The sequence below is a fragment of the Stenotrophomonas nitritireducens genome (genome assembly GCF_001700965.1).
Lineage (GTDB): Bacteria > Pseudomonadota > Gammaproteobacteria > Xanthomonadales > Xanthomonadaceae > Stenotrophomonas > Stenotrophomonas nitritireducens_A.
Genome location: NZ_CP016756.1, coordinates 4,367,317 through 4,393,539 on the forward strand (window position 1 = coordinate 4,367,317; position 26,223 = coordinate 4,393,539).

Annotated in this window: 20 protein-coding genes and 3 pseudogenes; 14 read left to right on the forward strand and 9 right to left on the reverse strand. The window is 61.2% G+C overall.

Features of this window, described 5'->3' with window-relative positions:
- Positions 1-30 precede the first annotated feature (30 nt).
- From BCV67_RS18595 to BCV67_RS19820, 4 genes and pseudogenes are all read left to right on the forward strand, one after another.
- On the forward strand, positions 31-999 hold the full coding sequence (locus BCV67_RS18595; RefSeq protein WP_156455807.1) for a DUF6708 domain-containing protein: 969 nt from the start codon (positions 31-33) through the stop codon (positions 997-999).
- A gap of 145 nt (positions 1,000-1,144) precedes the next feature.
- Positions 1,145-2,239 carry a hypothetical protein gene (locus tag BCV67_RS18600; RefSeq protein ID WP_062167665.1) on the forward strand — a complete coding sequence of 365 codons (1,095 nt, stop codon included), beginning with the start codon at positions 1,145-1,147 and terminating at the stop codon, positions 2,237-2,239.
- A 460-nt stretch (positions 2,240-2,699) separates the two neighbouring features.
- Positions 2,700-3,377, forward strand: a pseudogene (locus tag BCV67_RS20280) (DUF6708 domain-containing protein); the annotation flags it as partial.
- A 104-nt stretch (positions 3,378-3,481) separates the two neighbouring features.
- Positions 3,482-3,852, forward strand: a pseudogene (locus tag BCV67_RS19820) (integrase core domain-containing protein); the annotation flags it as partial.
- Here BCV67_RS19820 and BCV67_RS19825 read toward each other — a convergent pair.
- Both BCV67_RS19825 and BCV67_RS18610 read right to left on the reverse strand, forming a co-directional pair.
- A pseudogene (locus BCV67_RS19825) lies at positions 3,827-4,783 on the reverse strand (formylglycine-generating enzyme family protein). The pseudogenes BCV67_RS19820 and BCV67_RS19825 sit on opposite strands and share 26 nt — an antisense overlap.
- A 265-nt stretch (positions 4,784-5,048) precedes the next feature.
- Complete coding sequence (locus BCV67_RS18610) at positions 5,049-5,534, reverse strand: hypothetical protein (protein WP_062167664.1); 486 nt, start codon at positions 5,532-5,534, stop codon at positions 5,049-5,051.
- Positions 5,535-5,990: 456 nt separating this feature from the next.
- On the opposite strand from BCV67_RS18610, the gene BCV67_RS18615 reads away from it, so the two are divergent.
- From BCV67_RS18615 to BCV67_RS18635, 6 genes are all read left to right on the forward strand, one after another.
- On the forward strand, positions 5,991-6,875 hold the full coding sequence (locus tag BCV67_RS18615) for a M15 family metallopeptidase (RefSeq protein ID WP_062167663.1): 885 nt from the start codon (positions 5,991-5,993) through the stop codon (positions 6,873-6,875).
- Positions 6,876-6,976: 101 nt separating this feature from the next.
- Entirely contained in the window at positions 6,977-7,237 is a 261-nt protein-coding gene (locus BCV67_RS19830) for a PAAR domain-containing protein (protein ID WP_082746547.1), read from the forward strand.
- A 79-nt stretch (positions 7,238-7,316) separates the two neighbouring features.
- Positions 7,317-8,705: a hypothetical protein gene (locus tag BCV67_RS18620; RefSeq protein WP_065868177.1), complete on the forward strand. Its 1,389-nt coding sequence runs from the start codon at positions 7,317-7,319 to the stop codon at positions 8,703-8,705.
- A gap of 15 nt (positions 8,706-8,720) precedes the next feature.
- Positions 8,721-12,440 carry a type VI secretion system membrane subunit TssM gene (gene tssM / locus BCV67_RS18625; RefSeq protein ID WP_062167660.1) on the forward strand — a complete coding sequence of 1,240 codons (3,720 nt, stop codon included), beginning with the start codon at positions 8,721-8,723 and terminating at the stop codon, positions 12,438-12,440.
- Positions 12,437-13,420: a type VI secretion system-associated protein TagF gene (tagF, locus tag BCV67_RS18630; protein ID WP_062167659.1), complete on the forward strand. Its 984-nt coding sequence runs from the start codon at positions 12,437-12,439 to the stop codon at positions 13,418-13,420. The genes tssM and tagF overlap by 4 nt, the downstream gene beginning before the upstream one ends.
- Before the next feature lie 2 nt (positions 13,421-13,422).
- Entirely contained in the window at positions 13,423-14,214 is a 792-nt protein-coding gene (locus tag BCV67_RS18635) for an OmpA family protein (protein ID WP_062167658.1), read from the forward strand.
- Between the two features lie 36 nt (positions 14,215-14,250).
- On the opposite strand, the gene tssA is transcribed toward BCV67_RS18635, so the two are convergent.
- Both tssA and BCV67_RS20285 read right to left on the reverse strand, forming a co-directional pair.
- The gene (gene tssA, locus BCV67_RS18640) at positions 14,251-15,312 is read right to left on the reverse strand and encodes a type VI secretion system protein TssA (RefSeq protein ID WP_062167657.1); all 1,062 of its coding nucleotides are present in this window, start codon (positions 15,310-15,312) and stop codon (positions 14,251-14,253) included.
- 523 nt (positions 15,313-15,835) lie between these two features.
- Positions 15,836-16,093, reverse strand: coding sequence for a hypothetical protein (locus tag BCV67_RS20285; protein WP_156775327.1), 258 nt, complete (start codon positions 16,091-16,093; stop codon positions 15,836-15,838).
- Positions 16,094-16,206: 113 nt separating this feature from the next.
- Between BCV67_RS20285 and BCV67_RS18645 the strand changes: the two genes are divergently transcribed.
- The gene (locus BCV67_RS18645; protein ID WP_197430092.1) at positions 16,207-16,767 is read left to right on the forward strand and encodes a DoxX family protein; all 561 of its coding nucleotides are present in this window, start codon (positions 16,207-16,209) and stop codon (positions 16,765-16,767) included.
- Positions 16,768-16,860: 93 nt separating this feature from the next.
- On the opposite strand, the gene hutU is transcribed toward BCV67_RS18645, so the two are convergent.
- Positions 16,861-18,528 (reverse strand): urocanate hydratase, encoded by a 1,668-nt coding sequence (gene hutU / locus BCV67_RS18650; protein WP_062167656.1) that lies wholly within the window; start codon positions 18,526-18,528, stop codon positions 16,861-16,863.
- Complete coding sequence (hutG, locus tag BCV67_RS18655; RefSeq protein ID WP_065868178.1) at positions 18,525-19,376, reverse strand: N-formylglutamate deformylase; 852 nt, start codon at positions 19,374-19,376, stop codon at positions 18,525-18,527. Before hutG ends, hutU begins: the two co-directional genes overlap by 4 nt.
- A 120-nt stretch (positions 19,377-19,496) precedes the next feature.
- On the opposite strand from hutG, the gene BCV67_RS18660 reads away from it, so the two are divergent.
- Positions 19,497-20,060: a hypothetical protein gene (locus BCV67_RS18660; protein WP_156455804.1), complete on the forward strand. Its 564-nt coding sequence runs from the start codon at positions 19,497-19,499 to the stop codon at positions 20,058-20,060.
- A gap of 81 nt (positions 20,061-20,141) precedes the next feature.
- Here the strand turns inward: BCV67_RS18660 and hutH are convergent, their stop codons facing one another.
- Together hutH and hutI are read right to left on the reverse strand one after the other, a co-directional pair.
- Entirely contained in the window at positions 20,142-21,689 is a 1,548-nt protein-coding gene (gene hutH, locus BCV67_RS18665) for a histidine ammonia-lyase (protein WP_062167653.1), read from the reverse strand.
- 22 nt (positions 21,690-21,711) lie between these two features.
- Positions 21,712-22,917 carry an imidazolonepropionase gene (gene hutI, locus BCV67_RS18670; RefSeq protein WP_062167652.1) on the reverse strand — a complete coding sequence of 402 codons (1,206 nt, stop codon included), beginning with the start codon at positions 22,915-22,917 and terminating at the stop codon, positions 21,712-21,714.
- A 66-nt stretch (positions 22,918-22,983) separates the two neighbouring features.
- On the opposite strand from hutI, the gene BCV67_RS18675 reads away from it, so the two are divergent.
- Together BCV67_RS18675 and hutC are read left to right on the forward strand one after the other, a co-directional pair.
- Positions 22,984-24,348 carry a formimidoylglutamate deiminase gene (locus BCV67_RS18675; RefSeq protein WP_062171557.1) on the forward strand — a complete coding sequence of 455 codons (1,365 nt, stop codon included), beginning with the start codon at positions 22,984-22,986 and terminating at the stop codon, positions 24,346-24,348.
- Between the two features lie 40 nt (positions 24,349-24,388).
- A complete protein-coding gene (gene hutC, locus BCV67_RS18680; RefSeq protein ID WP_062167651.1) occupies positions 24,389-25,117 on the forward strand; it encodes a histidine utilization repressor in 729 nt (242 codons plus the stop codon).
- Between the two features lie 91 nt (positions 25,118-25,208).
- Here hutC and BCV67_RS18685 read toward each other — a convergent pair whose 3' ends face one another.
- Positions 25,209-26,213 carry a restriction endonuclease gene (locus BCV67_RS18685; protein WP_062171555.1) on the reverse strand — a complete coding sequence of 335 codons (1,005 nt, stop codon included), beginning with the start codon at positions 26,211-26,213 and terminating at the stop codon, positions 25,209-25,211.
- Positions 26,214-26,223: the final 10 nt, after the last annotated feature.

A 26,223-nucleotide genomic window follows, 5' to 3' on the forward strand; every position in this document is an offset into this window, starting at 1 on the left:
CTGAGTCTTTTTTTTTTTGTTGAAAGTAAAATGAATATTGATGAATCTAGTCGCACGTCGATAATGCACCTCCCGTCGCGCACCAAGGAAGCATCTGCTATAGCGACCACGCACGGTGCGGTGATCGAGGTTTATGAGAATGGCTTGTCGTTTGTCGATCAAGTTGGCTTGATGCGCGGCTACCTGAGCAGTGGAGGGTTCCTCGGATTGGTAGGGGTGGCTCTTGGCGTTTATGTATCAGTAAAGCTAGGGGCGTCTTGGCTGCTCTTGCTCCAGCTATTTCTTTTGTATATTGCCCTGCTGTTTATCCAGATTGACTGGGTTGGTTATCGGTATGAGCCAGTGCTTTTTGACCGCTCATCCGCGAAGGTTCATATCTTCAAGTCAATGGGTCTGCCCTGGTGGCAATGGGGATGGAATATATTTGGTCGACCAAAAAGCGAAGTGCAGTCCTTTGACTGGGACTGTGTTGAAGCTGAAGTTGTTTCCTTCACCATCTTCACAGGACAGATTCCACGGCGTGAATGTTCTCTAGTGCTGTCGATCAAGAACGAGCCGGGAGGGGCTGTCGAGATCCAGCGTGTTGGCGTTGGACCTACTTTCGCTTACGGCGATACTAGTGGCGCAATTGAGCGTTGGGAGTATATTCGCAGGTTAATGGAGAGGTGCGGGCCTGTTTGGACGCCGGATGAGTACCGCTTCAGGGACTTTGGCACTGGGTTCTGGGAGTCAGTCACAATTGGGCAGCCGCTCATAGGTCCTGGGTGTGGGGCGAACTGGCGCAAAGGCCCACTAGTCTGGATGCTCGGTCTGTTGGCGCTGATTGCGTTTCCTATCACTGCTTATGCAGGGATGTGTCGCTACATTAGTTTTAGATTGAAGCGCAGGCCGAGGTGGCCGGAGAGTGTCAAGCTCTCAGTTGGGGCTGGTCCGTTCGACGATGCGACCGCTGCGTCGATTCATATGTCTAACGAGGGTGGCAGAAGAGCCATTAAGTGAATTTGACACTGTTCGTCTTGTGTCGCGATAGCCATTTTTCAATTGGAGATTTTCCGAAATTAAACCGCCTGCCCGCAATTTCTATCCTAGGGTCCGCAGTCCTTCGGTGTTCTTGATTTAAAAAAAAATTGAGGGAGCGAAGTGAATGAAACTGTTTGCCAGTGATTTATTGTCTGGGATGGCTGAACTTCCTGCGAAGAGTGGTGGTTGGGGGACGCTGTTGAATGCCTCCGACGAGGCGCTGCGCCTCAAGCCAGCCTCCGTGAAGGCCATTCAATCCATCAACGATTCGTTTGTGGTCTTCTCGTTGACCAACTCAGCCTCCACCCGCGGATTCGCGTTCGTTCTGGGTTTGGTGATCGGATGCGCAGGCATTAGCATGGTTCTTGCCGACGTCGTGTTAGGCGGGGTGCTTTCTCGGGAGGATTTCTGGCCTCAGCTTGCTGGTGTATACGCGATCCTTCTCCTGATTTCCGGGGTGTTCTTCGCTTGGTCCGTTACGTCCGTCAGGCGCACTCTTTCGCCCCCGGTCGTGCTGAGCAGAAGGCTAAGAAAGTTCTATTGTTGGATGGGCCCTAAGGAAGGATGGGTCGCTCTTGAGTACGACAAAGTGCAACCTGTCTCGATGGTCTCACGAAGCTATAGCCTGGCCGGTGCTGCTACCGGATATGTGCTTGCAGTAGTCGATATGGATGACTGCAGCCGGTCTATCCGATCATATGTGCCGCTGGTGCAACCGCATCGCGATTATCGAGCGCCGGAGATGGTCTGGGAGTTCATTCGCACCTATATGGATGGTGATCCGGAGGATCTGCCGGCGGCAGACCCAATGCCGCCGACCGACGATGCCCGCGCGGTTTTCGCATTGTTGGACAGGAGGCTATTTGGTGATTTGATTGATGATCGACATCGGGTCAAGCCAGGTGTGTTCCCGATGATCTATGTCCATGTGGTTGGCGCGCTCATGTACTGGTTCGAACGAGCGGGTTTCTGGATTTCCCGGGTTGCTGCAAAGCCCGTCTGGCCGCAGGATATCCGGGATGAAATGTCTGCTCCGAGTGTGGGTAGTTCGTTTCGTGTGCGAGATCTCACGGACGCCGAGTGCCTCGCATATGCCGGCAGGCTCGGATATTTGAACCGCCGTTGGCTCGTGCTTGGCGCGATTTGTACGGTAATTTTGTTTATGATGTTTGCAGTGATCGGAGTGCCGCCCTGGTTTTCTGAATTGAATCGCGGGTAGGCAGTGCTTCATTGGTGATCGGCGACCGGCGGATGATTATCAAGATTGGCGCGGAATAGTTTTGTATCGATGGCTATGAACATTAAATCTATATGCCGGAAGCAAGTGTGTGTTCAATTGGGGTAGGTTGATATGCTGACAGGTTGGCATCCAAAGTTGGAGCTTGAGAGAGGGCTCGCTAATCTCGAAAAGACAGAGCGGCTTGCTCTGGGTGTGAGGGGGGATTTGCATCCAGATGATTCCACTTCACTGGTATCGCTTAACTCAACTTATGCGGAGTTCGTAGATCGAACTTTTTCAATGAAGGGCTTTATACCTACGTTAGTGACAGGCACTTTTAGTTTTCTCTGCGTAGTTATCGCTATTTACGCTGTCGTTTCAGTCTTTCCGGCGAGTCCGACATGGGCTGATTTTTTGGCTATATTTTTATTTATACTATTAATGGGCGGTTTGGTGCTTTTTTTGGAACTTGGTGTTGAAGTACGATTTCTTTGCATATCGATACTATCCTGTTAGATTCAATAGATTGACAAGAAAAATTCATATTTTCAGGAATAACGGCGCCACCGGTGAGGTTGTTGTTCCGTGGGGAAGCAATCGCCTGTTCTTCTTTGTGGGATGGGGAACCCAGAACAAAAGTCTGTGCGACCTTCGTTGCCATATTTTAAATAGGAATGGGATCATCACGGATACGTGTACCGTAGGTACTTTTACTGATGACCCTATGCGAGTGCGCGGGCGGTGGGAATTCATCAACAGGTACATGGAAGGCGGGCCCGATCATGCTGTTTCTCACGAATCGGATAGGGTGATTACTCTGTCGATGAAGAACAGCTTCAAAAACTCCTATCGCTGGACATGTTTCTTGCTCGGTCGGTCGCTATTTCCTTTGAGGTATATTCTGTTTCCTTGGTATGGGGTTCTGGCACTGACTCGTTGGTTGGTTATGGCGACATGCGTGGCGCCGCGCTTTTCCCCCGTTACTATTGCGGAAAGTCGGTTCGATCCAGATGATAAGGGGCGCTGGGAAGAACCTGACTATATCGACCAGTTTGGTGAACGACCGGATGTGGTGGCACGAATGAGAGAGCTTCATCGTGAGCGGCAGCGCAGGTCCGGAGCTCCCGACCATCAGTAAGAGGTATCGGGTTCTTTCTTGTCTTGGTCGGGCTCGACAAACCAATCTGCTACCCGAATGATGCACCCAGGAACGAACTACTGCGTGACATGGCTATCCGGCAAAGACTTCGACTAGACACCGGTCCAGAGTTCATCGTTTTGGCGTTGGCGGAGTGGGCTGAGCGCAAGAACATCGCACTGATTTTATTGAGCCAGGACGGCCGATGCATAGCCGTTTCATCGAACGCTTCAATGGCAGGGGCTGTCGGCACGTTTTGGATATGCACGGCTTCCGCAATTTCCGAGAAGTAGGTGAATCGGCAAAACAGTGGTTGGTCGACTACAACACCGAGATGCCTCATGAAGGTCTTCGCGGGCCGACGCACGCTGAGTTCCGTCAGCACCGCGGATCGGAAACCTCTAAATCAGCCTGGCATCGAGCCGCGGGTAGTTGGCAATACCTAACGTCTAGTTATCCAGCGATACACATCTAAACGTATTCGAACTGTTCTGATTCACGGGGATTGTTGAATTTTCGTCGAGCGCCGATTGTTGAGATGGCGGAGAAGGCTTGGAATGGAAGCGTGTAATTGTCATTGAAACTATGGCTAGTGTGTCCCCGCCACGGCTTGAATGACTACGCTGGACTCTTTCGGACCCCGATGCGGGTCCGGTAGGATTGATGGCTTTCGAAGGCTCATAGTTCTGGGAGTACCAATCTCCTACCCACTCGAACCCATGGTCTATCAGGTCATACAAGCCCAAAGGAGTTGCGGGGAACAAACCTATCGAGGAGGAATCGCCTGTTGAGTTATGCTGGCTGCTAAATTCGGCATAGTGAGCGAAATTCGCAACATTTCGCCCGTTTTCAACGACCCCTGTGTCGGTCGGTCATACAATCATCTTTCCGCGATTTCTTGCAGCATATTCCCATTGCGCTTCGGTGGGTAAGTCCATGGGTATTCTTACTTGTTGCCCGATCCACTGGCAATAATTATTCGCTCCTTGCCAATCTACGCCTGCTGCAATATTTGGTAGGGTGCGGTAAGGGCGATCCATTTCTTGCTGGGCAATTTTTTCCCTTCCGGTTGCTTCGGTAAAAACATCGAAGTCTTCATAGGTAACTTTATAAGCTCCTAGTGAGTAGTCACTCAGAGTAACTTCGTGAAGCACGTCGTCGTTTTGATCGCCTGAATAGGGCATGCTTGCGCGGGGGTCAATGGGTCCAAAGTCTCCCATCATGAACGTCCCGCCTTTGATGCTGACCAAGTCCCTTAAGGTTTTAGCTTTAAGAGCTTCAACTTTCCTTTGAATTTCGGCTGGGCTGGATTTGGCTGCTGTCTCTGCGGGTTGCGCATGGCAGTCGGTAGCGAAACTCATCGAGATCAACGCATTGCACAGTAGGAGCGCAGTTTTTATTTTCATGAAAGCGTCGAGCGTTCCCGTCGAAAACTAGGGGCTACCAGCTGGTTGATAGCGGTGCTGTTGAGGCGCCCAAGCCGTTTTCAGTTATGAAGTCGACGGTCTATATGTGCCGGTGGGCATTTACCTCCTGGCTGTTTGACCTTGGCGACTTTTGGATGCAGTGAAGTACTTGGGAGCTAGTGGGCTCGGCAACTTACAGCTTCAATGAGCCCAGCATCAATTACGCTGCAGCGCTTGGTAAGCGTGGTGCCGAGCTCAAAGCTCATCACATCGCCGGGCAAGCCGGATCCTTGCCGCTGAGCCCCGCGCAGATCTTCGCGCGGCACTCCAGGCCCTTGGTCGTGTTTGCACCGGGGCAGGCACGCAGCTGCGTCTGGATGGTGGATTCGGTGGAGGCGGTCTTGCGCGTTGCTACCTGCTCGAACGCAGTGCGTTCGTCGTCCGCGCGCCGCTTGTCGTCGGCTTCGATCTTGGCGATCAGATCATCCATCGTCTGAGGCTGCGGTGCCGCTGCAGCTTTCTTCTTCTTGCTTTCCTCTTCCTTGATGATGCCCAGCAATGTGCCCAACAGGTTCTCGTCCTGGCTTCGGCCTGTTGCTGCAGGGCGCGCCGATGCGGTTGCGCGTTGCGCACGTGCATCTCTTGCCGTAGCGACAGGCGCAGGAGCGGCATTGGCCGCGGTAGATGCCTGCGGTGCCGCTGCGGCATTGCGGCTCTTGGCGTCGGCGGTTTCCGGTGCGTCCACAATCATCGCAGCGCCGTCGTTGGGGGCTGCTGATGGTGCATCTGGGTGGCCTGTAGCACTTCCAGACGAATCTGGATTTGCATCCGGGTTCAATGAGTACTCCGCGCTATCCTGCGATGCACTGCTTGAGAGCCACCACAGCGTTGCTGTCGTGAATGCCAGTAGAAGTGCGCAGCATGCGCCAGCCCATAGCCAGACGCGCCGGCTGTGAACTGGCCGGTCTTTGGTGGCGCGCGATGATGCGGCAACCTGTCGACCTTCCATGTCTGCGAGAATGCGGCCCGTGTTCGGTGCCGGGCCGTTGTTCTGCGCTCCCCCTGAGAGCAGACTCGGCCGATTGATTCCGCCATTATTCAAGTGCTTCCAGCCCTTGGTTTGAGTCGGCTAGTGCCGAAACGAATACGCGCATTTGTAGAGTAAGCCTTTCGATGCGTCAACCAGCTTGGTCGTCATGGAGGACCGGTGACTGTAATTCTCGTTGTAGCCATTGTACTGTTGCTGCTGGTCGCGTTGCTCTGTTGGGGGTTGTTGTTTCCCGAGTCCCTGGGTCCAGTGTTTACGCGCTTGCAGGCGCGTTGGACCGCGGCGCGGCAGCGCGCAGGGCGAGCGGGCGACCGCGCGGGGCAGGGCGCTGCACGCGTGCGCAGTGGGGTTCGTGAAGAAGTTGTGAGTGTGCGTACTTCGCTGCGCCGTCACTGGCCTGTGCTGGCGATCGCGGTAGCCTTGCTGAGCATTCCTCCATTGGTGATTTTGATGTCGCGGCAGACCGTGGTGCTGTCTGATTTCCGTGGTGATGATCTTGCCGAGTCCGGTTCGATGGTTGCCCAATTGTTGCGCGGTGAGCGTTTGACGCCGCCGCCTGCGCCGCCGCCGGAAGTGTTCACCACCACCGAGATACGCCGCCTGCGTCCAGAAATAGTTACAGCTGATCGCAAATGGAATCAGATTGATCCGGATCTGCAGCAACGCGTTCTGGCTATCTACGAAGTGATGCGTCGCCAGTATGGTTACGAGATGGTGTTGATCGAAGGCTATCGAAGCCCGGAGCGCCAGGCGGAGTTGATGGCGGGCGGCAAGGCTACCCGTGCAGGTGCCTGGCAGAGCTGCCATCAATACGGGTTGGGCGTGGATAGCGCGCCAATTCGTGACGGGCGTCTGCAATGGGACATGGAAGATCCGTGGACCCGGCGTGGCTATTTTCTCTATGGCGAACTTGCTGAACAGGCGGGGCTGGATTGGGGCGGCAATTGGCGCAGCCTGAAGGACTACGTGCATGTTGAAGTGACGGATCGCTGCAGGGCAGCACGCAACGCAAAGCGTGATGAACTGCGCCGGCAAGGCTTATAAGCGCCGACAAGTGCTGGTATCGTAAGCCGGTGATGACTCGGGTCGCCGTTGGACAGGGGCGATGGAAAGGCCGGGTCACGGCGAATCAAGGAGCGTGATGCATGGCACGACCGTTTATCGTTGTCGGCGACAAGTTGAGTCATGGCGGTAGCGTGGTGTCTGGCACTGGCCAGACCGACGTCAATGGCAAAGCAGTTTCCCGCATTGGGGACCGCGCAATCTGTGCGGTGCACGGGGCAACTTCAATCATCAGTGGTGACGCTACCGTCGTGATCGATGGGCAGCCGGTTGCACGTGACGGAGATCGCACTGCGTGTGGTGCCACATTGATGGCAACACAGAGCAGCACTGGGTTGGGCTGATTGCGACACGCAGTACAGGAGCAGGCATGGAGCACGGCGACTGATGGCAGGATGGTTGAAGAACGCGGGGAGCGTAGTGATGGTTTTTGTCGCCACCTGGGCGGCGGCCATCATGTACTGGCGTAGCAGTGGTACTACCCCTAGCGGCATGCAGATGCTGGCCTATCTTGGCGTATTGCCGGTGGGCCTGAGTGGCGCAGGCTATATGCTGCGCAGCGCGCTTGCGCGCGGCGTGGACAAGGCGGTTGAAGCTGGGGCAGAGAGTGGCGAAGCGAAGCCCTCCGCAGCGGTGGCACCGCTCGGCGAGGCTGCGCCTTCGGTGTCTATAAGCGCAGCGGCCGTACACCTGGGTGCAACGGCGAGCGCCGATGCGCTTTTGGCGGTTGCGTCTGCGCCGCCACGGCCGCAGCTGGATAGTCGTTTCCGCGACGCCAACAATCTTCCGATACGCGTCAGCGCCGTTGCCGAGCTTGATGAATGGACGGTGCTGTCCGAGCGCGAAGGCGATATCGATACCGCGGCTCATGAGCGGCGGGCGATGGCGTTGTTGCAGCCTGTGCTGGAGCAATTGCTGGATGCCGCCTATGCAGTGATGCCGACGGTGGTTGCTGGCGAAGAAGTCGTTGTGGCCGGCCTTCGTCGGCGCGAGGAAGAACGGGTTGAGAATATTCTCAGTGTCGAGCTGATCATTTCGCCGCAGTGGTCGGACGGTTTGCGTCACTGGGCGCGGGCGTGGCTGCAGGAGCAGGCGGTGCAGGCCGGCCTGGATGCGCGCAGGTTTGATGTGCGCGTGAGCGTATTTGAACGCCCAGGTGATGTATGGGCGCATCTGCAGCGTGTTGTTGATGCTTTGAGCTCCGGCTCGCCGCGCTGGCACCTGCTGGTTTCCTGTTATTCGTCCATCGACGCCGCGGTCATCAACGCGTGGATGGCACGCGGCTTGTTGGCAAGTGCACAGCAGGCCGATGGCTACGTACCCGGCGAAGGCGCCGCGGGCGTGCTGTTGTGCAGCCGCACGCTTGCAGGTGAAGGCGCCGGGCGTTTGTGGCGGCCGCAGCTTGAGCGGCTGGACGCTGCCTATGGCAGCCGCCCGGCCGAAGTCCGTCGCCAACTCGCAACCGCAGCCCAGCAGTGGTTGCAGCCGCTGCTCGCGGATGCTTCGCGGGTGCAGTTCGTGCTGCATGACACCGATCAGCGGCCAGAGTCCATCGTCGATACCGCGGCGGTAACCGCTGCGATCAATCCGGATCTGGACTTCAGTTCACAAAGCCTTGCTCTGGCGTTGTGTTCTGGTGAGTTGGGCCCGGTGTTGCCGGTCGCCCAGCTCGCATTGGCGTATGCGCAATTGCAGCGGCAGTCCGAGCCGGTGCTGTTGCTGGGTGTTGCCGATGCGCAACAACGTCTGTTTGGCCTCGTAGAACCGCTTCCTTCCCCGACCTTGGTGGCTGAAATGCCAGCAGTCAACTAAACCCTGGATTCCTGCATGAGTTTGAGCAATTTCAGCTACTACCTGCGCGACTATCGCCTATGGATGGTGATCGGTCTTATCGGCGCCGCTGGGCTGGCCAAGTATGGCGAGGCGGAGGCCAGGCAGATCGGCATCTGGGCGGCAATCGTACTGGCGGCGTTGTTGCTGGTTGCGTTGATCGTCTGGATCATAAAGCGGATCATGGCGCGGCGGGCAGCACGGCGCGTCGAGGCGATGGTGCAGGGCGAAGCGGACAAGGCCGTGGCCAATGCGCAGCCCTCGCAACGTGCCGATACTGAGGCTTTGCGCAAGCGCATGCTGGATGCGGTGAAGCAGATCAAGTCGTCGCGGATGGGCATGCTCAAGGGCAATGCCGCGCTGTACGAGTTGCCGTGGTACGTGATCATCGGCAACCCTGCCGCAGGCAAGAGCACGGCCATCCTCAACTCGGGCCTGCAGTTCCCGTTCGAGGACAATCGCAGTAACGTCATCCAGGGCATTGGCGGCACCCGCAACTGCGATTGGTATTTCACTACCAATGGCATCGTGCTGGATACGGCCGGTCGCTATTCGGTAAGCACCGAAGACCGCATGGAATGGCTCACCTTCCTCGGCTTGCTGAAGAAGAACCGGCCACGTGCACCCATCAACGGTGTGATCATCGCGGTCAGCATCGCCGAGCTATCTGGCAGCAAGCCGGAATTTGCGATGGAGCTGGCCAAGAACCTGCGCCAGCGCGTGCAGGAGGTGACCGAGCAGTTGGAAGTGTTCGCGCCGGTGTACGTGCTGTTCACCAAGGCCGATCTCATTGCTGGCTTCAGCGAGTTCTTTGGCAACCTTGATCCGGGCGAGCGCGAGAACGTGTGGGGCGCCACCTTGCCCGCGGACGTGCAGCAGCAGAGCGATGCGCTGACCGCCTTCGATACGCACTTTGATGAGCTGGCCGAAGGCATCAAGGAAATGAGCCTGACGCATATGGCAATGCAGCGCGGGCGCGATGTGTCGCCGGGGCTGCTGTCGCTGCCGTTGGAGTTTGTCGGTATCAAGCCGGCCTTGCGCACCTTCATTGCCACGTTGTTTGAAGACAACCCGTACCAGTTCAAGCCGGTGTTTCGTGGTTTCTATTTCAGCAGCGCGCTGCAGGAAGGGCGCTCGGTGCATCACGCTTCCGAGCGCGTTGGCCGCCAGTTTGGCCTGCAACGCGGCTCCAATGTGGACGAGGCACCGAGCGGGCAGACCGCGTTCTTCCTCAAGGATTTGTTCCGCAAGGTGATCTTCGCCGACCGCGGGCTGGTGCGGCAGTACGCAAGCCCGCACCAGAATCGCCTGCGCTATGGCGTGTTCCTTGGCGCGGTGGGTGTGCTGGCGCTGGGCCTGGGCCTGTGGACCTGGTCGTATACGACCAATGCGCAGTTGGTAGCCAATGCCACCAAGGATCTCGACCAGGCCGTGCGCATCCAGAAGGACCGCATGGATCTGAAATCGCGGGTGGACGCATTGCTGCTGTTGCAGGACCGGATGGAGCAGCTTGACCGCTACAAGAAGGACGGTGGCATCACAACCAGTCTGGGTCTGTACCAGGGCGATGCCATCCGCGAGAAGCTGCTGCGCGAGTACAACCATGGCATGCAGCAGGTGATGCTGGCGCCGACTGTCTCCAATCTTGAGAACTATCTGGGCCAGGTGGTTGCCGAACGCGACAAGCTCGGCCAGGCCAACGCCTCGGCAGCGGAAAGCGAGACGCTGTATCAAAACGCGTCGCCCACCAGCACCAACGATGCGTACAACGCGCTCAAGACCTATCTGATGCTGGGCAACCCCAAGTATGTGGAAGGCGCGCATCTGTCGCAGCAGCTGACGCTGTTCTGGCGTAGCTGGCTGGAGGCCAACCGTGGCCAGATGAGCCGCGAGGAAATGGTGCGGGCTGCCGAGAAGCTGATGACGTTCTACGTGGCGCAGGCTGGCAAGCCGGGCTGGCCGCAGGTGCAGAACAAGGTCACCCTGGTCACCGATTCGCGCCAAGCACTGTCGCAGGTGATGAAGGGCCAGCCGGCGATGGAACGCGTATTCGCACAGATCAAGGCACGTGCCGGCGCACGCTTCGGTACGGTAACCGTCGACGGGCTGGTAGGCGAGGAGCGCAATGCGCGCCTGATCAATGGCAGCTATGCCATCTCCGGTGCGTTCAGCCGCAAGGCATGGGAAGACTATGTGCAGGACGCCATCAAGGAAGCGGCCAATACCCAGCTGAGCACCACCGACTGGGTGCTGGGCACCACCGAGCAGAGCGATCTGTCGTTGGCGGGTAGCCCGGAGCACGTCTCGCGCGAGCTTGTCACCTTGTACAAGCAGGAATACGCGCGTGAGTGGGGCAAGTTCGTGCAGGGCCTGAGCATTGCCGAGTTCAATACGTTTGATGAAGCCACCGCGCGCATCAACCGTCTGGGCGACGCCGGCAACTCGCCGCTGCGTACCTTGCTGGAGAAGATCAACGAAGAAACCATCTGGGACAATCCGCCCGCGCAGGCGCGTTCCAGCAAATCCGGCAAGGGCTTCGTGGCTTGGTTCCAGCGCACCATCCTGCGCAAGGATCCGGCCGCTGCGGCTGCCGCCGCGCCGGTTGGGCCGATTGGCAAGGCGTTTGAGGGCATTGCGCGCTTGACCATGCCGCGTGGCGACCAGCCGGCGGTGATTGCCGCTTACTTCGAAACGCTGGGCAAGCTGCGGGCGCGCTTGAACGCCATCAAGTCGCAGGGTGATGTCGGCGTTGGTGCACGCAAGCTGATGCAGGACACCTTCAGCAATGAAGGCTCCGAGTTGAGCGTCGCTTTGGCGCTGGTGGACGAGCAGGTGCTGAATGGCCTGGATGAAAAGCAGCGCGAAGCACTGCGGCCCTTGTTGCTGCGCCCGCTGACGCAGACGTTTGCCGCCCTGGTGCCGCCTACCGAAGACGAGGTCAACAAGAGCTGGAAGGCGCAGGTCTATGATCCGTTCAAGGCACGCATCGGCCAGCAGTATCCGTTCAACCTGAACTCGGACGTGGATGCGGCCGCAAGCGACATCGGTGCCATTTTCGGCGCCAGCGGCAGCATCGCCAACTTCAACAAGGATGCGATGGGTGCACTGGTCATCCAGCGTGGCCCCTTGCTGGAAGCGCGTCGTTGGGCCGGGATCGGCGTCAATCTGTCGGCAGAGCTGGTTGCCAACTACGGCAACTGGGTGAGCGGCGCTGCCGCCGGTGCTGCCCAGGACACTACCATCTTCGAACTGTTGCCATCGCCGGCGACCGGTGCGGTGGAATACACCATCGAGATCGATGGCCAGCAGCTGCGCTACCGCAACACGCCGCCGCAGTGGACCACCATGCAGTACCCGAACGCAGGGCAGATCCCCGGGGTGAAGATCTCGGCAGTGACCGGCGATGGGCGCACCGTGGAGGTGTTCAATGCGCCGGGCTCCAATGGCTTCAAGCGCTTGATGTCCGAAGGCCAGTACGAGCGTCTTGATGATTCCAGCCGCATCACCTGGGAAGGAAACGGCGTCGCGGTTACCGTGGAAATGCGGGTTGTGCGCCGTGCCGGTGCCGGCTCCGATGGCAGTGATTGGCAGCGCGGCCTGCAGTTGCCGGAGAAGGTGGCAGGCGGCGCGCCTGTCGCCGCAGCCACTGCCGCGCCGGCGGCAGTACCTGCAGCCACACCTGCGGCGACGCAGCAGGCAGCGGGAGGTGGCCGATGAGCCGCATAGTCAGTGCCGGGGTTTCCTATTTCGGAAAGGTGCCCTCGCGTGGCGACTTCGTGCGTGCCGCCGACAATCACCAACTGCTGGGCTGGCTGGACCGTTGGGCCGGCGAGTCTCTGGAACTGCTGAGCCAGAGCCCGGATTGGAAGCAACGCTACGACGAAGCCCCGGAGATCAACTACGCGTTTCTCGGATCGCGCAGCAAGATGCTGGTCTGTGGCCATTTCCTTGCCAGCCGCGATGCCTCGGAACGGCGTTTCCCGCTGTTGTCCGCATTGCGCCTGGAAGCTCCCGAGCCGTTGCCTTTCATTGGCCGTAGCCCGTTGGCACTGTCCAACGCCTGGTCCGGACTGGCACGGCTGGCGCGGCAAGCCAATGAGGACGCCGATGCCACCCAGGCATTGAGCCAGCTTGCCGACGCGCGCTTCAGCATCAGCACCGATCCGGCGGACTACAACGCTAGTTTCCATGACTTCCTGGAAAGCACCACCATCGCCAGTTTCGAGCAGCGCCTGCGCGAGGCCGGCCATGGCGATGTGGCCTTGCGACAGGTATTGCCGGCGTTGGGCCTGCTGCTGCAACCCGTGCTGAGCGGCGGCGAAGTGAATATCGACAAGGCACTCGTACTGCCGCTGGTGCGTGATCCGGCGTACCGGCCGCTGGTGGCTGCGTTCTGGCTGGATCTGATTTCCAGCTTCGTCAGCCGCGGTGACTTCGAGCTGGCGGTGCTGATCCGCAATGATGCCAAGCCCAATATGGTGATCGGTTTCAACGGCGCCGACCGCATGGTGCTGCGCGCGGCGTTGGATCCGTCAGAAGCAGGCGACTACCTGATCCACCTGCAGCATTCGGAGTGGGTGGATGACTACCTGCACGGCGACTACAACTTGAACCGCTTCGGCAGCTTCCTTGAGCGTGACGATCTTGCATTGGTCACCGCGCGTCGGCTGTTTGGCGAGACCTTCCTGGGAACCTGACGATGCATTTGTTCAAAGTGAATTACCTCGCTGCGCTGCTGTTGGCGGCAACACCTGCTTTCGCACAGACGGCAGCGCCAGCGCCCACGGCAACCGTACCCGCAGCCGAGCGACCAGTGGTGATCGAAGGCGTGGTCCCGGATCAGGCCACCAAGGCCAAGCTGCTGGGCAACCTGCGTGCGGTTTACGGTGCCGAGCGTGTGGTTGACCGCATCCAGGTGGAAAGCATTGCCACACCGCCCAACTGGGGCGACTACGTTGCCGGGATGATCAATACCGGCCTGAAGCGCGTGTCGCCCGGCAAGCTGGAGGTCAATGGACAGTCGGTCCGTGTGACCGGCGAGGTCGCCAACGAGGCCCTGCGTCAGCAGGTGGCCAGCGATCTCAGCCTGGCCAGCAATACCAGCTATACGGTCAGCAACGCATTGAAGGTGGGCTCACAACAGGGCGTGCTCGACCAGACCCTGGCCAACCGCATCATCGAGTTCCAGAGTGGCAGCGCCAGGCTGACGCCGTTCGGCATGAGCATTCTTGATGAGATGGTCGCCAAGATGGCGCAGATGCCGGACAGCCGCTTCCTGATCATCGGCCATACCGACAATGTCGGGCAGCGCGAGTCCAACCTCTCCTTGAGCCACGCACGTGCCGCAGCGGTGAAGAGCTACATGATGGCCAAGGGCATTCCCAGCACGCATATGGATGTGCTGGGCAAGGGGCCGGATGAGCCGGTGGCGGACAACACCAGCAACGACGGTCGCGCCCGCAACCGCCGTATCGAGTTCAAGATCCAGTAACCGCAGTATTCCGTTGCGGCTAGAAAAACGACGGGCTTAAAGCCCGTCGTTGTCCTGTTTCACATCCAGCATTTCTTCCATCTGCTCCAGCGTGGTGTGGTCCTTGATCACGCGCTTGAGCCAGACATGCAGCGGCATTTCGCCCCAGCTGGCAGCCTTCTCGGCCAGATAGGCGACCGGGCTGTGCGGCTCGGTGCGGCGGAAGAATTCGGCTACCTGGCGCAGCTGTGCGAGTGCTTCCTTGCGGCTGGCAGGTGCGCCCCCGTTGCTGCGCGGAGCGCTGTTGACGGCCGGTTCGGCGGGACTGGCGGCAGCTTCAAAAAACGTTTCGCCCGGCTCTTCAACGGGATCGCCAACTTCGCCGTCCAGCAGCATGCCGGCCTCGCGCGCGAAGCGGCGGACGGTGCGCTGCAAGTGATCCAGTTGCTCGCGTACCGCACTGAAACTGGGGCCGTCCATGCCAAGGCGGCTGTCCACCGCAGCCTGCAGCTGGTCCAGTGCCAAGCTGCAGTCGGGCAGGGCCGTCACCAGCTGGCGATAGGTGTCGTGCGAGGTGCTGCGGCGCGCGGCCTCCAGCAGTTCCAGGCTGGGGCGGCCATCGCCGTGATCGCCGCTGCTGGCGTGTGCATGCTCGAAGTCGGCCAGGCTGAACCGGCCTTGCGGCGCCGAGGTGATCGGTATGGCCCGCAGCCACTGCGAGGTATTGGTCAGCAGCCAGCTGAGGTTGCCGATCCGCTCCTCATAGTCGCCATCATGTGCAATCGGATGGACATCGTCCCAATAGCGCTCGCACAGGCCTGCGGTGACCCGGAAGCCGGCTGCCAGGCCGGGAAAGCCTTCCTGCTGCGTCGCCGCCTCGCACAACCAACCTGCCAGCCGCAGGTCCTTGGTGCGGGTCTGCAGCAGCTGGTTGCAGTCGCGTAGCACGCTGCCCCAGTCGGCATATTTGATGTCGGTCTGCCACGCGCCCTGATCCAGGGTAGGGTCGTCGGCACGACGGTTTTCGATGATCCGATCAAACTCGGACGAGAACGACAGGTCTTCACCCGTCGGCGCGTGTCCGGCAATCGGGGCCAGCAGGGCATCCTGATCCAGCATGGCAAATCTCATTGTGGGTTACCGGGCGATTCTAACGCGGGTACGGCTTGAAGGATGTGGAGGCCGGTTACAGGCTGCAACACCGATGGGACTGGCAGATGAGGATCGGCCTTGTTCAGCTGAAGGGCGGGACCTGCGGGAACGATGGCTGGCCGCGACGGGTGCGCGTCGATCACAGGATTTGAGACATTTCCTGTGCAACTGCGATATCGGCGGTAATGCTTGAGAGACGGCGCTCGTAAATTGGGGGCCAGTATCGCCGCGGGCATGGCAATCAAGGTCGCCGTGATCCTGCCATCTACAGGTGGCTGATCGTTCGGATCGTTCGCCTGTGCAAGTAGGCGCAGAAGCGACGCTTCCATGCGCATAGCAGTCGGCTTTGTCTGTTCGCCGTTTGATGCGTGGTTTTGCGGGCAGTATCAATCTGTCTGTTGTTGCCGTTCTACAAACGATGCGGACGCCGAGAAAGGACATCTCTCCTTGCTCAACGCAGCCGCAAGGTCATGATGCTGCCAATGCGCAATCAACTGTGACTCCACGCATCGGGAAAGCCGATGGCTCGATGCTGCAGCAGCTGTCTGGTTGGACCGTACACTCGATACCGCAGGTACAGCTGCGGCAGCTGTGGTGAATTGTTGCGGAGTCCGGGCAGCATCAAGACGCTGCCGATGGATTGTGCTTCGTGGCCTGCAACAAGCTGCAGATGATGTTTGTCTTTGAGCCGACGCTGCGCAATACAGTTGTTTTGTGAGCTGCATGTGAGGTCGTCCAATTCATGCATGGCGACCAATGATGGCGGCATCATGCGTCTGTGCAGAGCCTCAGATGAAGAGGTGCTGTGCAGATGTACTTAGGCGCCACGCAGCAAAAGAAGCACCAACAAGCGATGCTTTGATGACCAAGGAAATTGAAGTTGGTCTTCAACAGCAGATTTTTTTGCTGGACATGACGGACAGAGTGGAGAGTGCGCACAGGGGCGCATTCAAGGACGGCGGCCTTAGGCCGCCACGCAGTACAGCGATTGGGAGCAAAGGCATGTTGGACAAGCTGGTGGAACGAAACCGCGATGGAATGATTCTGTTTGTACGCATCGTGATGATGGTGATGTTCATGTATTCGGGCTTTGGCAAGTTGACCGACTTTCAGGGAACCGTTGGCTACCTGGCTTCCCTGCACGCTCCTGTACCACAGCTCGCGGCGGCGGTTTCTGTTGCCATGGAGCTTGGCGTGGGTATCGCCCTGATTCTGGGTCTGTGGGTGCGGCCCTTGGCTTTGTTGCTCGCGGTATTCGTACTGTGTGCAAGTTGCATGGGCCATCCGTTCTGGACAATGCAAGGTGCCGACAGAGCAATGAACCTGCTGCAGTTCCTGAAAAACCTGTCCATCATCAGCGGTCTGCTGTTGCTGGTTGTCACCGGCGGTGGCCGCTATGCGCTCACCAGTAGCCGATCGTGAGCGTGCTGGCCCGCAAGCCTTTGCGCTAGTGCAGAACGCAGAACGGGCAGGCGCCAAGCCTGCCCGTTGTGTCTGCAATTGCGGTGATTCCAATCAGCCAATGATGCCGGGCAGGTCCAGGTTCTTTTCCTTGGCGCAATCGATTGCGATGTCATAGCCGGCATCGGCGTGACGCATCACGCCGGTACCCGGATCGTTCCACAACACGCGTGCGATGCGCTGATCTGCCGCTTCACTGCCATCGCAGACGATGACCACGCCGGAATGCTGTGAGTAGCCCATGCCCACGCCGCCGCCATGGTGCAGGCTCACCCAGGTGGCGCCACCGGCGACATTGAGCATGGCGTTGAGCAGCGGCCAATCGGAAACCGCATCGGAGCCGTCCTTCATGGACTCGGTCTCGCGGTTGGGCGAGGCCACGCTGCCGCTGTCCAGGTGATCGCGGCCGATCACCACCGGTGCACTCAGCTCGCCATTGCGCACCATTTCGTTGAAGGCCAGGCCCAGCTTGTGACGCAGGCCCAGGCCGACCCAGCAGATGCGCGCCGGCAGACCCTGGAAGGCGATGCGTTCGCGCGCCATGTCCAGCCAACGGTGCAGGTTGGGATCATCGGCGATGATTTCCTTGACCTTGGCGTCGGTCTTGTAGATGTCTTCCGGGTCGCCGCTCAGTGCTACCCAGCGGAACGGGCCGATGCCACGGCAGAACAGCGGGCGGACATAGGCGGGCACGAAACCGGGGAAATCGAAGGCGTTCTTCAGGCCCTCGTCGAAAGCCATCTGGCGGATGTTGTTGCCGTAGTCAACGGTGGGAATGCCGGCGGCGTGGAAGGCAAGCATGGCCTCCACGTGCACGCGCATGGCCGCCTTGGCGGCATCGCGGACGGTCTCCGGATTGGCCTGTTGTTCTGCCAGCCACTGCTCCACGCTCCAGCCTATCGGCAGATAGCCATGCACCGGATCGTGGGCGCTGGTCTGGTCGGTGACGCAGTCCGGTCGCACGCCGCGGCGTACCAGCTCCGGCAGAATTTCGGCGGCGTTGCCGAGCAGGGCAATCGACTTGGCCTGGCCGGCGGCGGTGTATTTGGCGATGCGCGCAAGCGCGTCGTCGATATCGCTGGCCTGCTCGTCGACATAGCGGGTGCGCAGGCGGAAGTCGATGCTGCTCTGGCGGCATTCGATGGTCAGGCTGCTGGCACCTGCCAACGACGCGGCCAACGGCTGGGCGCCGCCCATGCCGCCCAGACCAGCAGTGAGGATCCATTTGCCGGTGAGGCTGCCACCGTAGTGCTGGCGGCCCATCTCGACGAAGGTTTCGTAGGTGCCCTGGACGATGCCCTGGCTGCCGATATAGATCCAGCTGCCGGCGGTCATCTGCCCGTACATCATCAAGCCCTTCTTATCGAGCTCGTTGAAGTGCTCCCAGTTGGCCCAGTGCGGCACCAGGTTGGAGTTGGCGATCAGTACGCGCGGCGCATCCGGATGGGTGGGGAACACGCCAACCGGCTTGCCCGATTGCACCAGCAGGGTCTGGTTGTCGTCCAGGCGCTTGAGCGTCTCCAGGATCTTGTCGTAGCTCTCCCAGTCGCGCGCGGCACGGCCGATGCCGCCGTAGACGACCAGCGATGTCGGGTCTTCGGCGACCTCGGCATCAAGGTTGTTCTGCAGCATGCGGAACGGCGCTTCGGTCTGCCAGGACTTGCAGTTGAGCGTATTGCCGCGCGGTGCGCGCGGATTGCGGGTGGGGTCGTGACGGGTCATGCATTTCTCCGGGTAGCAAATTCCAGGCAGGCGCCAAGCACTTGTTGCAAGGTGTTGCGGACGGGGGCGGCGTGTTCGGGGTCGTACGGCGTGGGCCAGCTGTGCTCGTCCACGTCCGCCGGTGCGGGTTCGTGCATATAGCCGCGGCAGCCCAGTTCCATCTGCAGCGTGTGCACGCCGCTGGCGGTGTCGCTGTAGTGGCGGGTGATCCAGCCGCCCTTGAAGCGGCCGTTGCGGACGTGGCTCATACCGCTCAGCGCGCACAGGTTCTCGACCACGTCGGTGAGTGCGTTGTCGCAGGAGGTATCGGGCGCACCGCTGGGGCCGGCACTGCCGATATTGAACTGCGGCAACTCGCCGTCGAACAGATGCGGGATCAAGGAACGGATCGAATGCGCGTCGTAGACCACCACGGTTTCGTGCTGCGCGCGCAGGCGTTGGATTTCGTTGGCCAGCGCGGCGTGGTAGGGATCGAACCAGGTCTGTCTGCGGTGCTGGATTTCAGCGTCGTCGGGTTCATGGCCGGGGCGATACAGGGGCTGATTGTCGAATGTCGTCAACGGGCACAGGCCGGTGGTGTTCTGGCCCGGGTAGAGCGTGGCGCCGGACGGATCGCGGTTTACGTCGATCAGTGAGCGCGAGATTGCAGTGCGCACCGTGGTGGCGCCCAGCGCCTTGGCGAAGGCGTAGAGTTCGTGCACCCACCAGTCGGCGTCGCGCCGTGCCAGCCACGGCGAAACGAAATGGTCGACGTGCGAGGCCGGCAGCTCGGTCCCGGTATGCGGGAAGCTGACGATCAAGGGAGCTTGGCCACGGTGGATCTGCAGCCAGTCAGGGAAGTTTGTCATGGGGATTCCTGGGGGCAGGGCGGGGTTTTTTCTGCTCTCAAAGATTGCAGTGCGGCCGGCTTTGGCCTTTCCCGCATGCGGGAGAGGATGCCCGGAAGGTAGGTGAGGGCGCTCTTCGCGATGATGCTGAAAAGCTCTCATCGTCCGTCGCTTCGCGCCACCTTCTCCCGCAAACGGGAGAAGGGACAGGTTCACGACTTGCTGTCGGGCGTGCGTGGTCTGACAGATTGCAGCAATGCGCGCTTTCGCCTCTCCCGCAAGCGGGAGAGGATGCCCGAAGGGCAGGTGAGGGCGCTCTTCGCGATGACGCTGAAAAGCTCCCCTCATCCGTCGCTTCGCGCCACCTTCTCCCGCAGGCGGGAGAAGGGGCAGGTTCACGACTTGCTGCCGGGCGTGCGTGGTCTGACAGATTGCAGCGCTGCGTGCTGTCGCCTCTCCCGCAAGCGGGAGAGGATGCCCGAAGGGCAGGTGAGGGCGCTCTTCGCGATGACGCTGAAAAGCTCCCCTCATCCGTCGCTTCGCGCCACCTTCTCCCGCAGGCGGGAGAAGGGACAGGTTCACGACTTGCTGTCGGGCGTGCGTGGTCTGACAGATTGCAGCGCTGCGTGCTGTCGCCTCTCCCGCAGGCGGGAGAAGGGACAGGTTCACGACTTGCTGTCGGGCGTGCGTGTTCTGACAGATTGAAGCGCTGCGTACTGTCTCCTCTCCCGCAGGCGAGAGAGGGGATGACACGGCTGCTTTTGGCCAGCGCTGCATATGCTTCCGTCAGGCGTTGTCGTTTGTTTCTACGCCAGGCAGCCGCACGCCCAAACCAGCCGTCAATGCACCAGCAAGCACCAACGCAGTGGCAGCAAGCATGTCCGGATGGAAGTAGCGATCGTCCACCAAGGTTGGCACCTGCGCACGCAAGACCGAACGCACCTGCTCCAGTGCCGAACTCGAACGCAGCGGGGCATGGAAATCACAGCCCTGGCCGGCAGCGAGCAGCTCGATACCAATCACATTGGCGGCATTCTCGGCCATTGCAATCAAACGACGTGCGCCATGCGCGGCCATTGATACATGGTCTTCCTGATTGGCCGAGGTCGGGATCGAATCCACGCTTGCCGGGTATGCACGCTGCTTGTTCTCGGAGACCAGCGCTGCAGCGGTGACCTGCGGAATCATGAAGCCCGAATTCAAGCCCGGCTTCGGGGTCAGGAAGGCGGGCAGGCCGGACAGCGCCGGGTCCACCAGCATTGCCGTGCGGCGTTCGCTGATCGAGCCGATCTCGCAGATCGCCATCGCCAGCATGTCGGCCGCAAATGCCACCGGTTCGGCGTGGAAGTTGCCGCCGCTCAGCGCTTCGCCGGTATCAGTGAACACCAGCGGGTTGTCGGAGACACCATTGGCTTCGATTTCCAGCGTGCTCGCGGCCTGGCGCATGATGTCCAACGCCGCGCCCATCACCTGTGGCTGGCAGCGCAGGCAATAGGGGTCCTGCACGCGTACGTCGTTGTCGCGATGCGATTCGCGGATGGCTGAGCCCTGCATCAGCTCGCGCAGGACGGCGGCGGTTGCGATCTGTCCACGTTGGCCACGGATGCTGTGGATGCGCGGGTCGAACGGCGTATCCGAGCCCTTGGCGGCCTCCACCGACAGCGCGCCGGTAACCAGCGCAGCCTGGAAGACCACTTCAATCTCGAACAGTCCTGCCAGGGCATAGGCGGTGGAATACTGGGTGCCATTGAGCAGGGCCAGGCCTTCCTTCGCACCCAGCACCAGCGGCTGCAACCCGGCCTGCTTGAACGCCGCTTCGGCCGACATGCGCACGCCGCCAACAAAGGCTTCGCCCACGCCGATCATCACGCTGGCCAGATGCGACAGCGGTGCCAGGTCGCCGGAAGCGCCGACCGAACCCTGGCACGGCACCACCGGCACCACGTCCTTCTGCAGCATGGCTTCCAGCAGGGCCAAGGTCTGCGGGCGTATGCCCGATGCGCCCTGGGCCAGGCTGGTCAGCTTCAGCGCCATCATCAGCCGCACCACGTTGGCCGGCATCGGCTCGCCAACGCCGGCCGCGTGCGACAGCACGATATTGCGCTGCAGGGTCTGCAGGTCCTCGCGCTCGATGCGGACGCTGGCCAGTTTGCCGAAGCCGGTATTGATGCCGTAGACCGGCTCGCCCTTGGCGACAATGGCATCCACCACCTGTGCGCTGCGCAGAACTGCGGCCTGTGCAGATGCATCCAGGCGCACATCGGCGCCGCGATAGATCTGCCGCCATTGTGCCAACGGGACGTGGCCGGGGAGGAGGGTCAAGGTAGTGCTCATGCGTGCTCCAGCAGTGCGTTGTTCAGATGGTTTGCCCGCGATACACGCGGGCATGCAGGGGGTTGAAGCCGATGCGATAGACCAGATCGGCAGGCGCGTCGATGTCCCAGATGGCGAGGTCGCACTCCATGCCGGCGGCGAGCTTGCCGAGACGTTCGGTGCGTCCCAGCGCGCGCGCCGCTTCGCGGGTGAAGCCGGCGATGCACTCGCTTACCGTCATGCGGAACAAGGTGGCGCCCATGTTCATTGCCAGCAGTGGGCTGGTCAGTGGCGAGGTGCCCGGGTTGCTGTCGGTGGCCAGGGCCATCGGCACGCCGGCATCGCGCAGGGCCTGGATGGGCGGCAATACGGTCTCGCGGGTGAAGTAATAGGCACCGGGCAGCAGCACGGCAACCGTGCCTGCCGCGCGCATGGCGTCGATGCCGGCCTGGTCCAGGTGCTCGATATGATCGGCGGACAGCGCGCCATGCTTTGCGGCCAGCTCCGCGCCGTGTTGGTTGGACAGCTGCTCGGCGTGGATCTTGATGGCCAGGCCGTGCTGCTTGGCGGCCTCGAAAACCTGCTGTGCCTGCGCCGGGGAAAAGGCGATGTTCTCGCAGAATATGTCGACTGCTTCGGCCAGCCCTTCGGCAGCGATGGCCGGGATCATCACCGCGCAGACTTCATTGATGTAAGCCTGCGCTTCGTGACCTGGCGGTACCGCATGCGCACCGAGGAAAGTGGGTACCACTTCGACGTTGCGCAGCACGCCCAACTCGCGCGCCACGCGCAGCTGCTTGCGCTCATCGGCTAGCGCAAGCCCGTAACCGGACTTGATTTCGATGGTGGTGACGCCCTCGGCCAGCATGGCATCGAGGCGCCGCAGGCTGGCCTTGATCAGTGCCGCCTCGTCGGCCTGGCGGGTGGCGCTGACGGTGGCGACGATACCGCCGCCGGCCTTGGCGATCTGCGCGTAGCTCACGCCCTGCAGGCGCTGCTCGAATTCGCCGGCGCGGTTGCCGGCGTAGACCAGATGCGTATGGCAGTCGATCAGGCCCGGGCTGATCCAGCGGCCGTTGCAGTCGATGCGCTCGCCCGCTTCAAATACAGGGGCACCCGTTGCCGGGCCGGCGTACAGGATGCGGCCATCGCTGGCGGCGATGATGCCGTCCGCGACCGTGCCAAGCCCGCCGGCGGCGTCATCCAGGGTCATCAGGTTGGCGTTGTGCCAGAGCGTTTCGCAGCGCATAGCCCCTCTCCGTGCTTATTTGTATATACAATAACGGCGTCCATCGGAGAGTGTCCAGTGACAACGATCAAACCGACCCCATCTGTCCGTTTCCACGCTGCCCATGCGCTCTTGCCGCAGGGCTGGGCACAGGATGTACGCATCGACAGCGTCGCCGGCCGCATCACCGCAGTGACCACCGGCGAAGCCTGGGATGGCCAGGCGCAGCGTCTGGACGTGGTGGTGGCGGGGCTGGGCAATCTGCACAGCCACGCCTTCCAGCGCGCGATGGCCGGGCTTACCGAGGTGGGCGGGCGGTCGGGCGACAGCTTCTGGAGTTGGCGTGAGCTGATGTACCGGTTCCTGGACCGCCTGGATCCGGACACGTTCCAGGCCATCGCCGCGCAGGCCTATATGGAAATGCTGGAGAGCGGTTTCACCCGCGTCGGTGAATTCCACTATCTGCATCACGCCGAGGATGGCCGCCGTTATGCCGATCATGCGGAAATGGCCGCGCGGGTGGCAGCGGCGGCCGACGAAACCGGCCTGGGCCTGACCCTGCTGCCGGTGTTCTATGCCCACAGCGATTTTGGCGGCGCCGCAGCAACGCCTGCGCAGCGGCGGTTTCTGCACGATATCGATGGCTTTGCCGAGCTGCTGGAGGGCTGCCGGCGGGCCTTGGCGACAACGCCGGACGCCGTGCTGGGCGTGGCGCCACACAGCCTGCGTGCCTGCACGCCGCAGCAATTGCAGGCACTGGTGGCCATGGCCCCGGGGCCGATCCACATCCATATCGCCGAGCAGACCCGTGAAGTGGACGCCTGCCTGGCCTGGAGCGGGCAGCGCCCGGTGGAATGGCTGTATGCCAATACCGCCGTCGACCCGCGCTGGTGCCTGGTGCATGCCACCCATGTCATTGACGCCGAGGTCCAGCGGATAGCCGATAGCGGCGCCGTGGTCGGCCTGTGCCCGATCACCGAAGCCAATCTGGGCGACGGGCTGTTCCCGATGCGCGAGTTCGTGCGGGTGGGCGGGCGTTTCGGGGTGGGTTCGGATTCCAATGTGCTGATTGATGCGGCCGAGGAGCTGCGCCTGCTCGAATACGGCCAGCGCCTGCAACTGCGCGGGCGCAATGTATTGTCGCCGGGTGGGTTGTCCAGCGGCCGCTGGTTGTTCCAGCAGGCCGGCGAAGGGGCTGCGCAGGCATTGGGCGTGCAGGCGGGACTGAGCGTTGGGGCCAGTGCCGACCTGCTGGAGCTGGACCGCCAGCACTCGGCGTTGCTGGGCCGCACAGGCGACGCCTTGCTTGACAGCTGGCTGTTCGCCGCACGTAATGGCGCACTTCGCAGTGTCTGGCGCAACGGGCGGGCCTTGGTCCGCGACGGTCGCCACGTGAACCGCGATGCGATCACCACGCGTTACCGTGCCGCATTGGCGCGGATACTGGCGTAAGGTTCGCATCGGCGCGCGCCGTCTCTTTCAGGAAACCCGAGTGAAGGGCAAAAAAGCTCCCACCCTCAATCACCGCATCCGCAGTGAGATAGAAAGCCGCATCCTCAGTGGCGAATGGGAGCCCGGCTTCCGTATTCCGTTCGAGCACGAGCTGATGGAGCAGTACGGCTGCTCGCGGATGACGGTGAACAAGGTGCTTACCGCATTGGCGGAGAGCGGCATGATCGAGCGCCGCCGCCGTGCCGGTTCGTTCGTGGCACGGCAGCCGCCGCATCTGGAGCAGGTGGCGCTGGAGATCCCGGATATCGAGGTGGCGGTCACCGACCGCGGCCACGAGTACGGTTTTCAGCTGCTGGAGCGCGCACATCGCAAGGCCAGGGAAACCGCGGCCGAAGAGCTGCAACTGGTGGGTGAGGGCAAACTGCTGGCGATACGCTGCCTGCATCTCGCCGACGGCAAGCCGTTGGCACTCGAACGCCGCCTGATCAATCCCGAGGCGGTGCCGGAAACGCTGAAGGTGGATTTTTCCATCCATGCGCCGGGCAGCTGGCTGCTGCAGAACGTGTCGTGGACACGCGGCCAGCACCGGATCAGCGCCGTTGCGGCCAACGCCGATGAAGCAACCCTGCTGAAAGTGCCGGTGGGCACTGCGTGTCTGGTCATCGACCGCCAGACCTGGCGCGGTGAACTGCCCATCACCTGGGTGCGGCAGATGTTCCTGGGTGACGCCTACGACCTGATCGCGCGCTTCGCGCCAGGCTCGCGCTGACTGCTACCCGCTGAAACGGGTCCGTTGATGGATCAGCTCTGTTGACCAGCTACCTGGCCGCGCCAGCGGCGCGGCCGAGCTGAAGCCGTTTTTAAATCGTGCTGCACTGGCGCCAGCGCACCGGCTCATCAACGCCGGGGCGGGGGTTGAGCTGCACGCGGGTGGTGCGCAGGGCCGGGTAGCGCTCAAGCTGCTTGCAGATCAAGGGCCACACCTGCGCATCCTCGCCACTGCGTTCCACCGACAGGGTGGAGCGGGTCAGCCAGATGCCGCTGACCACACCCGTGGTGCTGGCCAAGGCCTTGGACACGGATTGCTGGTAACGCAGCAAGGTGGCTGGGTCCGGGTCCTGCACCAGGTCGGCAGGATCTGCCGTCGTCGACGGGCTGCTGTGCTGTTTGGCGGCTTCCGCGGCAGGTTGCGGGTGGCCGGTGTCTGCCGGCGTGCTGCTGGCCGGTGCGGCGGGCGCTGGCGCGACCGGTTCGGCTGCGGGCGGATCACTGCTCAGGGTCATGTAGCCCATGCCTACCAACAGGCCCAGCGTGACTGCGGCCAGGCCGGCGATGCCGGTGTGGCGGACCGCTTCGCGGCGCGCGATGCCGGTCACCGTGTCGCTTACATCGATAGGCATGTAGGGCTTCAGCAGTTGCCAGAGCTGACGCCCGTCAATGACTTCGATGGAATGCTTTTCGGCCTCGGCCAGGCCGTCACGTTCGACATGGCCTTCGGTGATCAGCAGGCCGCCAACCGCACCGGTGAGGCTGATCGCCGAGGCCAGTTCGTGGATCGCGCCGGCGTCGAAACGATAGGCGCGGCCATGCTTGCACGACACCAGCCAGCGTTGGCCGCCGCGCTGAAGCAGGAAATCGCTGCTGGTGCCGCGGTCATTGTCTTCTTCATCCGTCAGCGGATGCAGGTCGCGCTGCTCGGCCATGGCCTGATGCACGATCCGCGAAAACTCACGCCAGCGCATCCCTGCCAGCGCAGCCAGACCATGCTGGCGTTCGGTGCTGCGACGGGCGACCAACCACAGGTACGCCGACGCCAGGCCCCACAAGAGCAATGCAAGTACCAGGGCCAGAATCCACGAGAACATCGACATACCT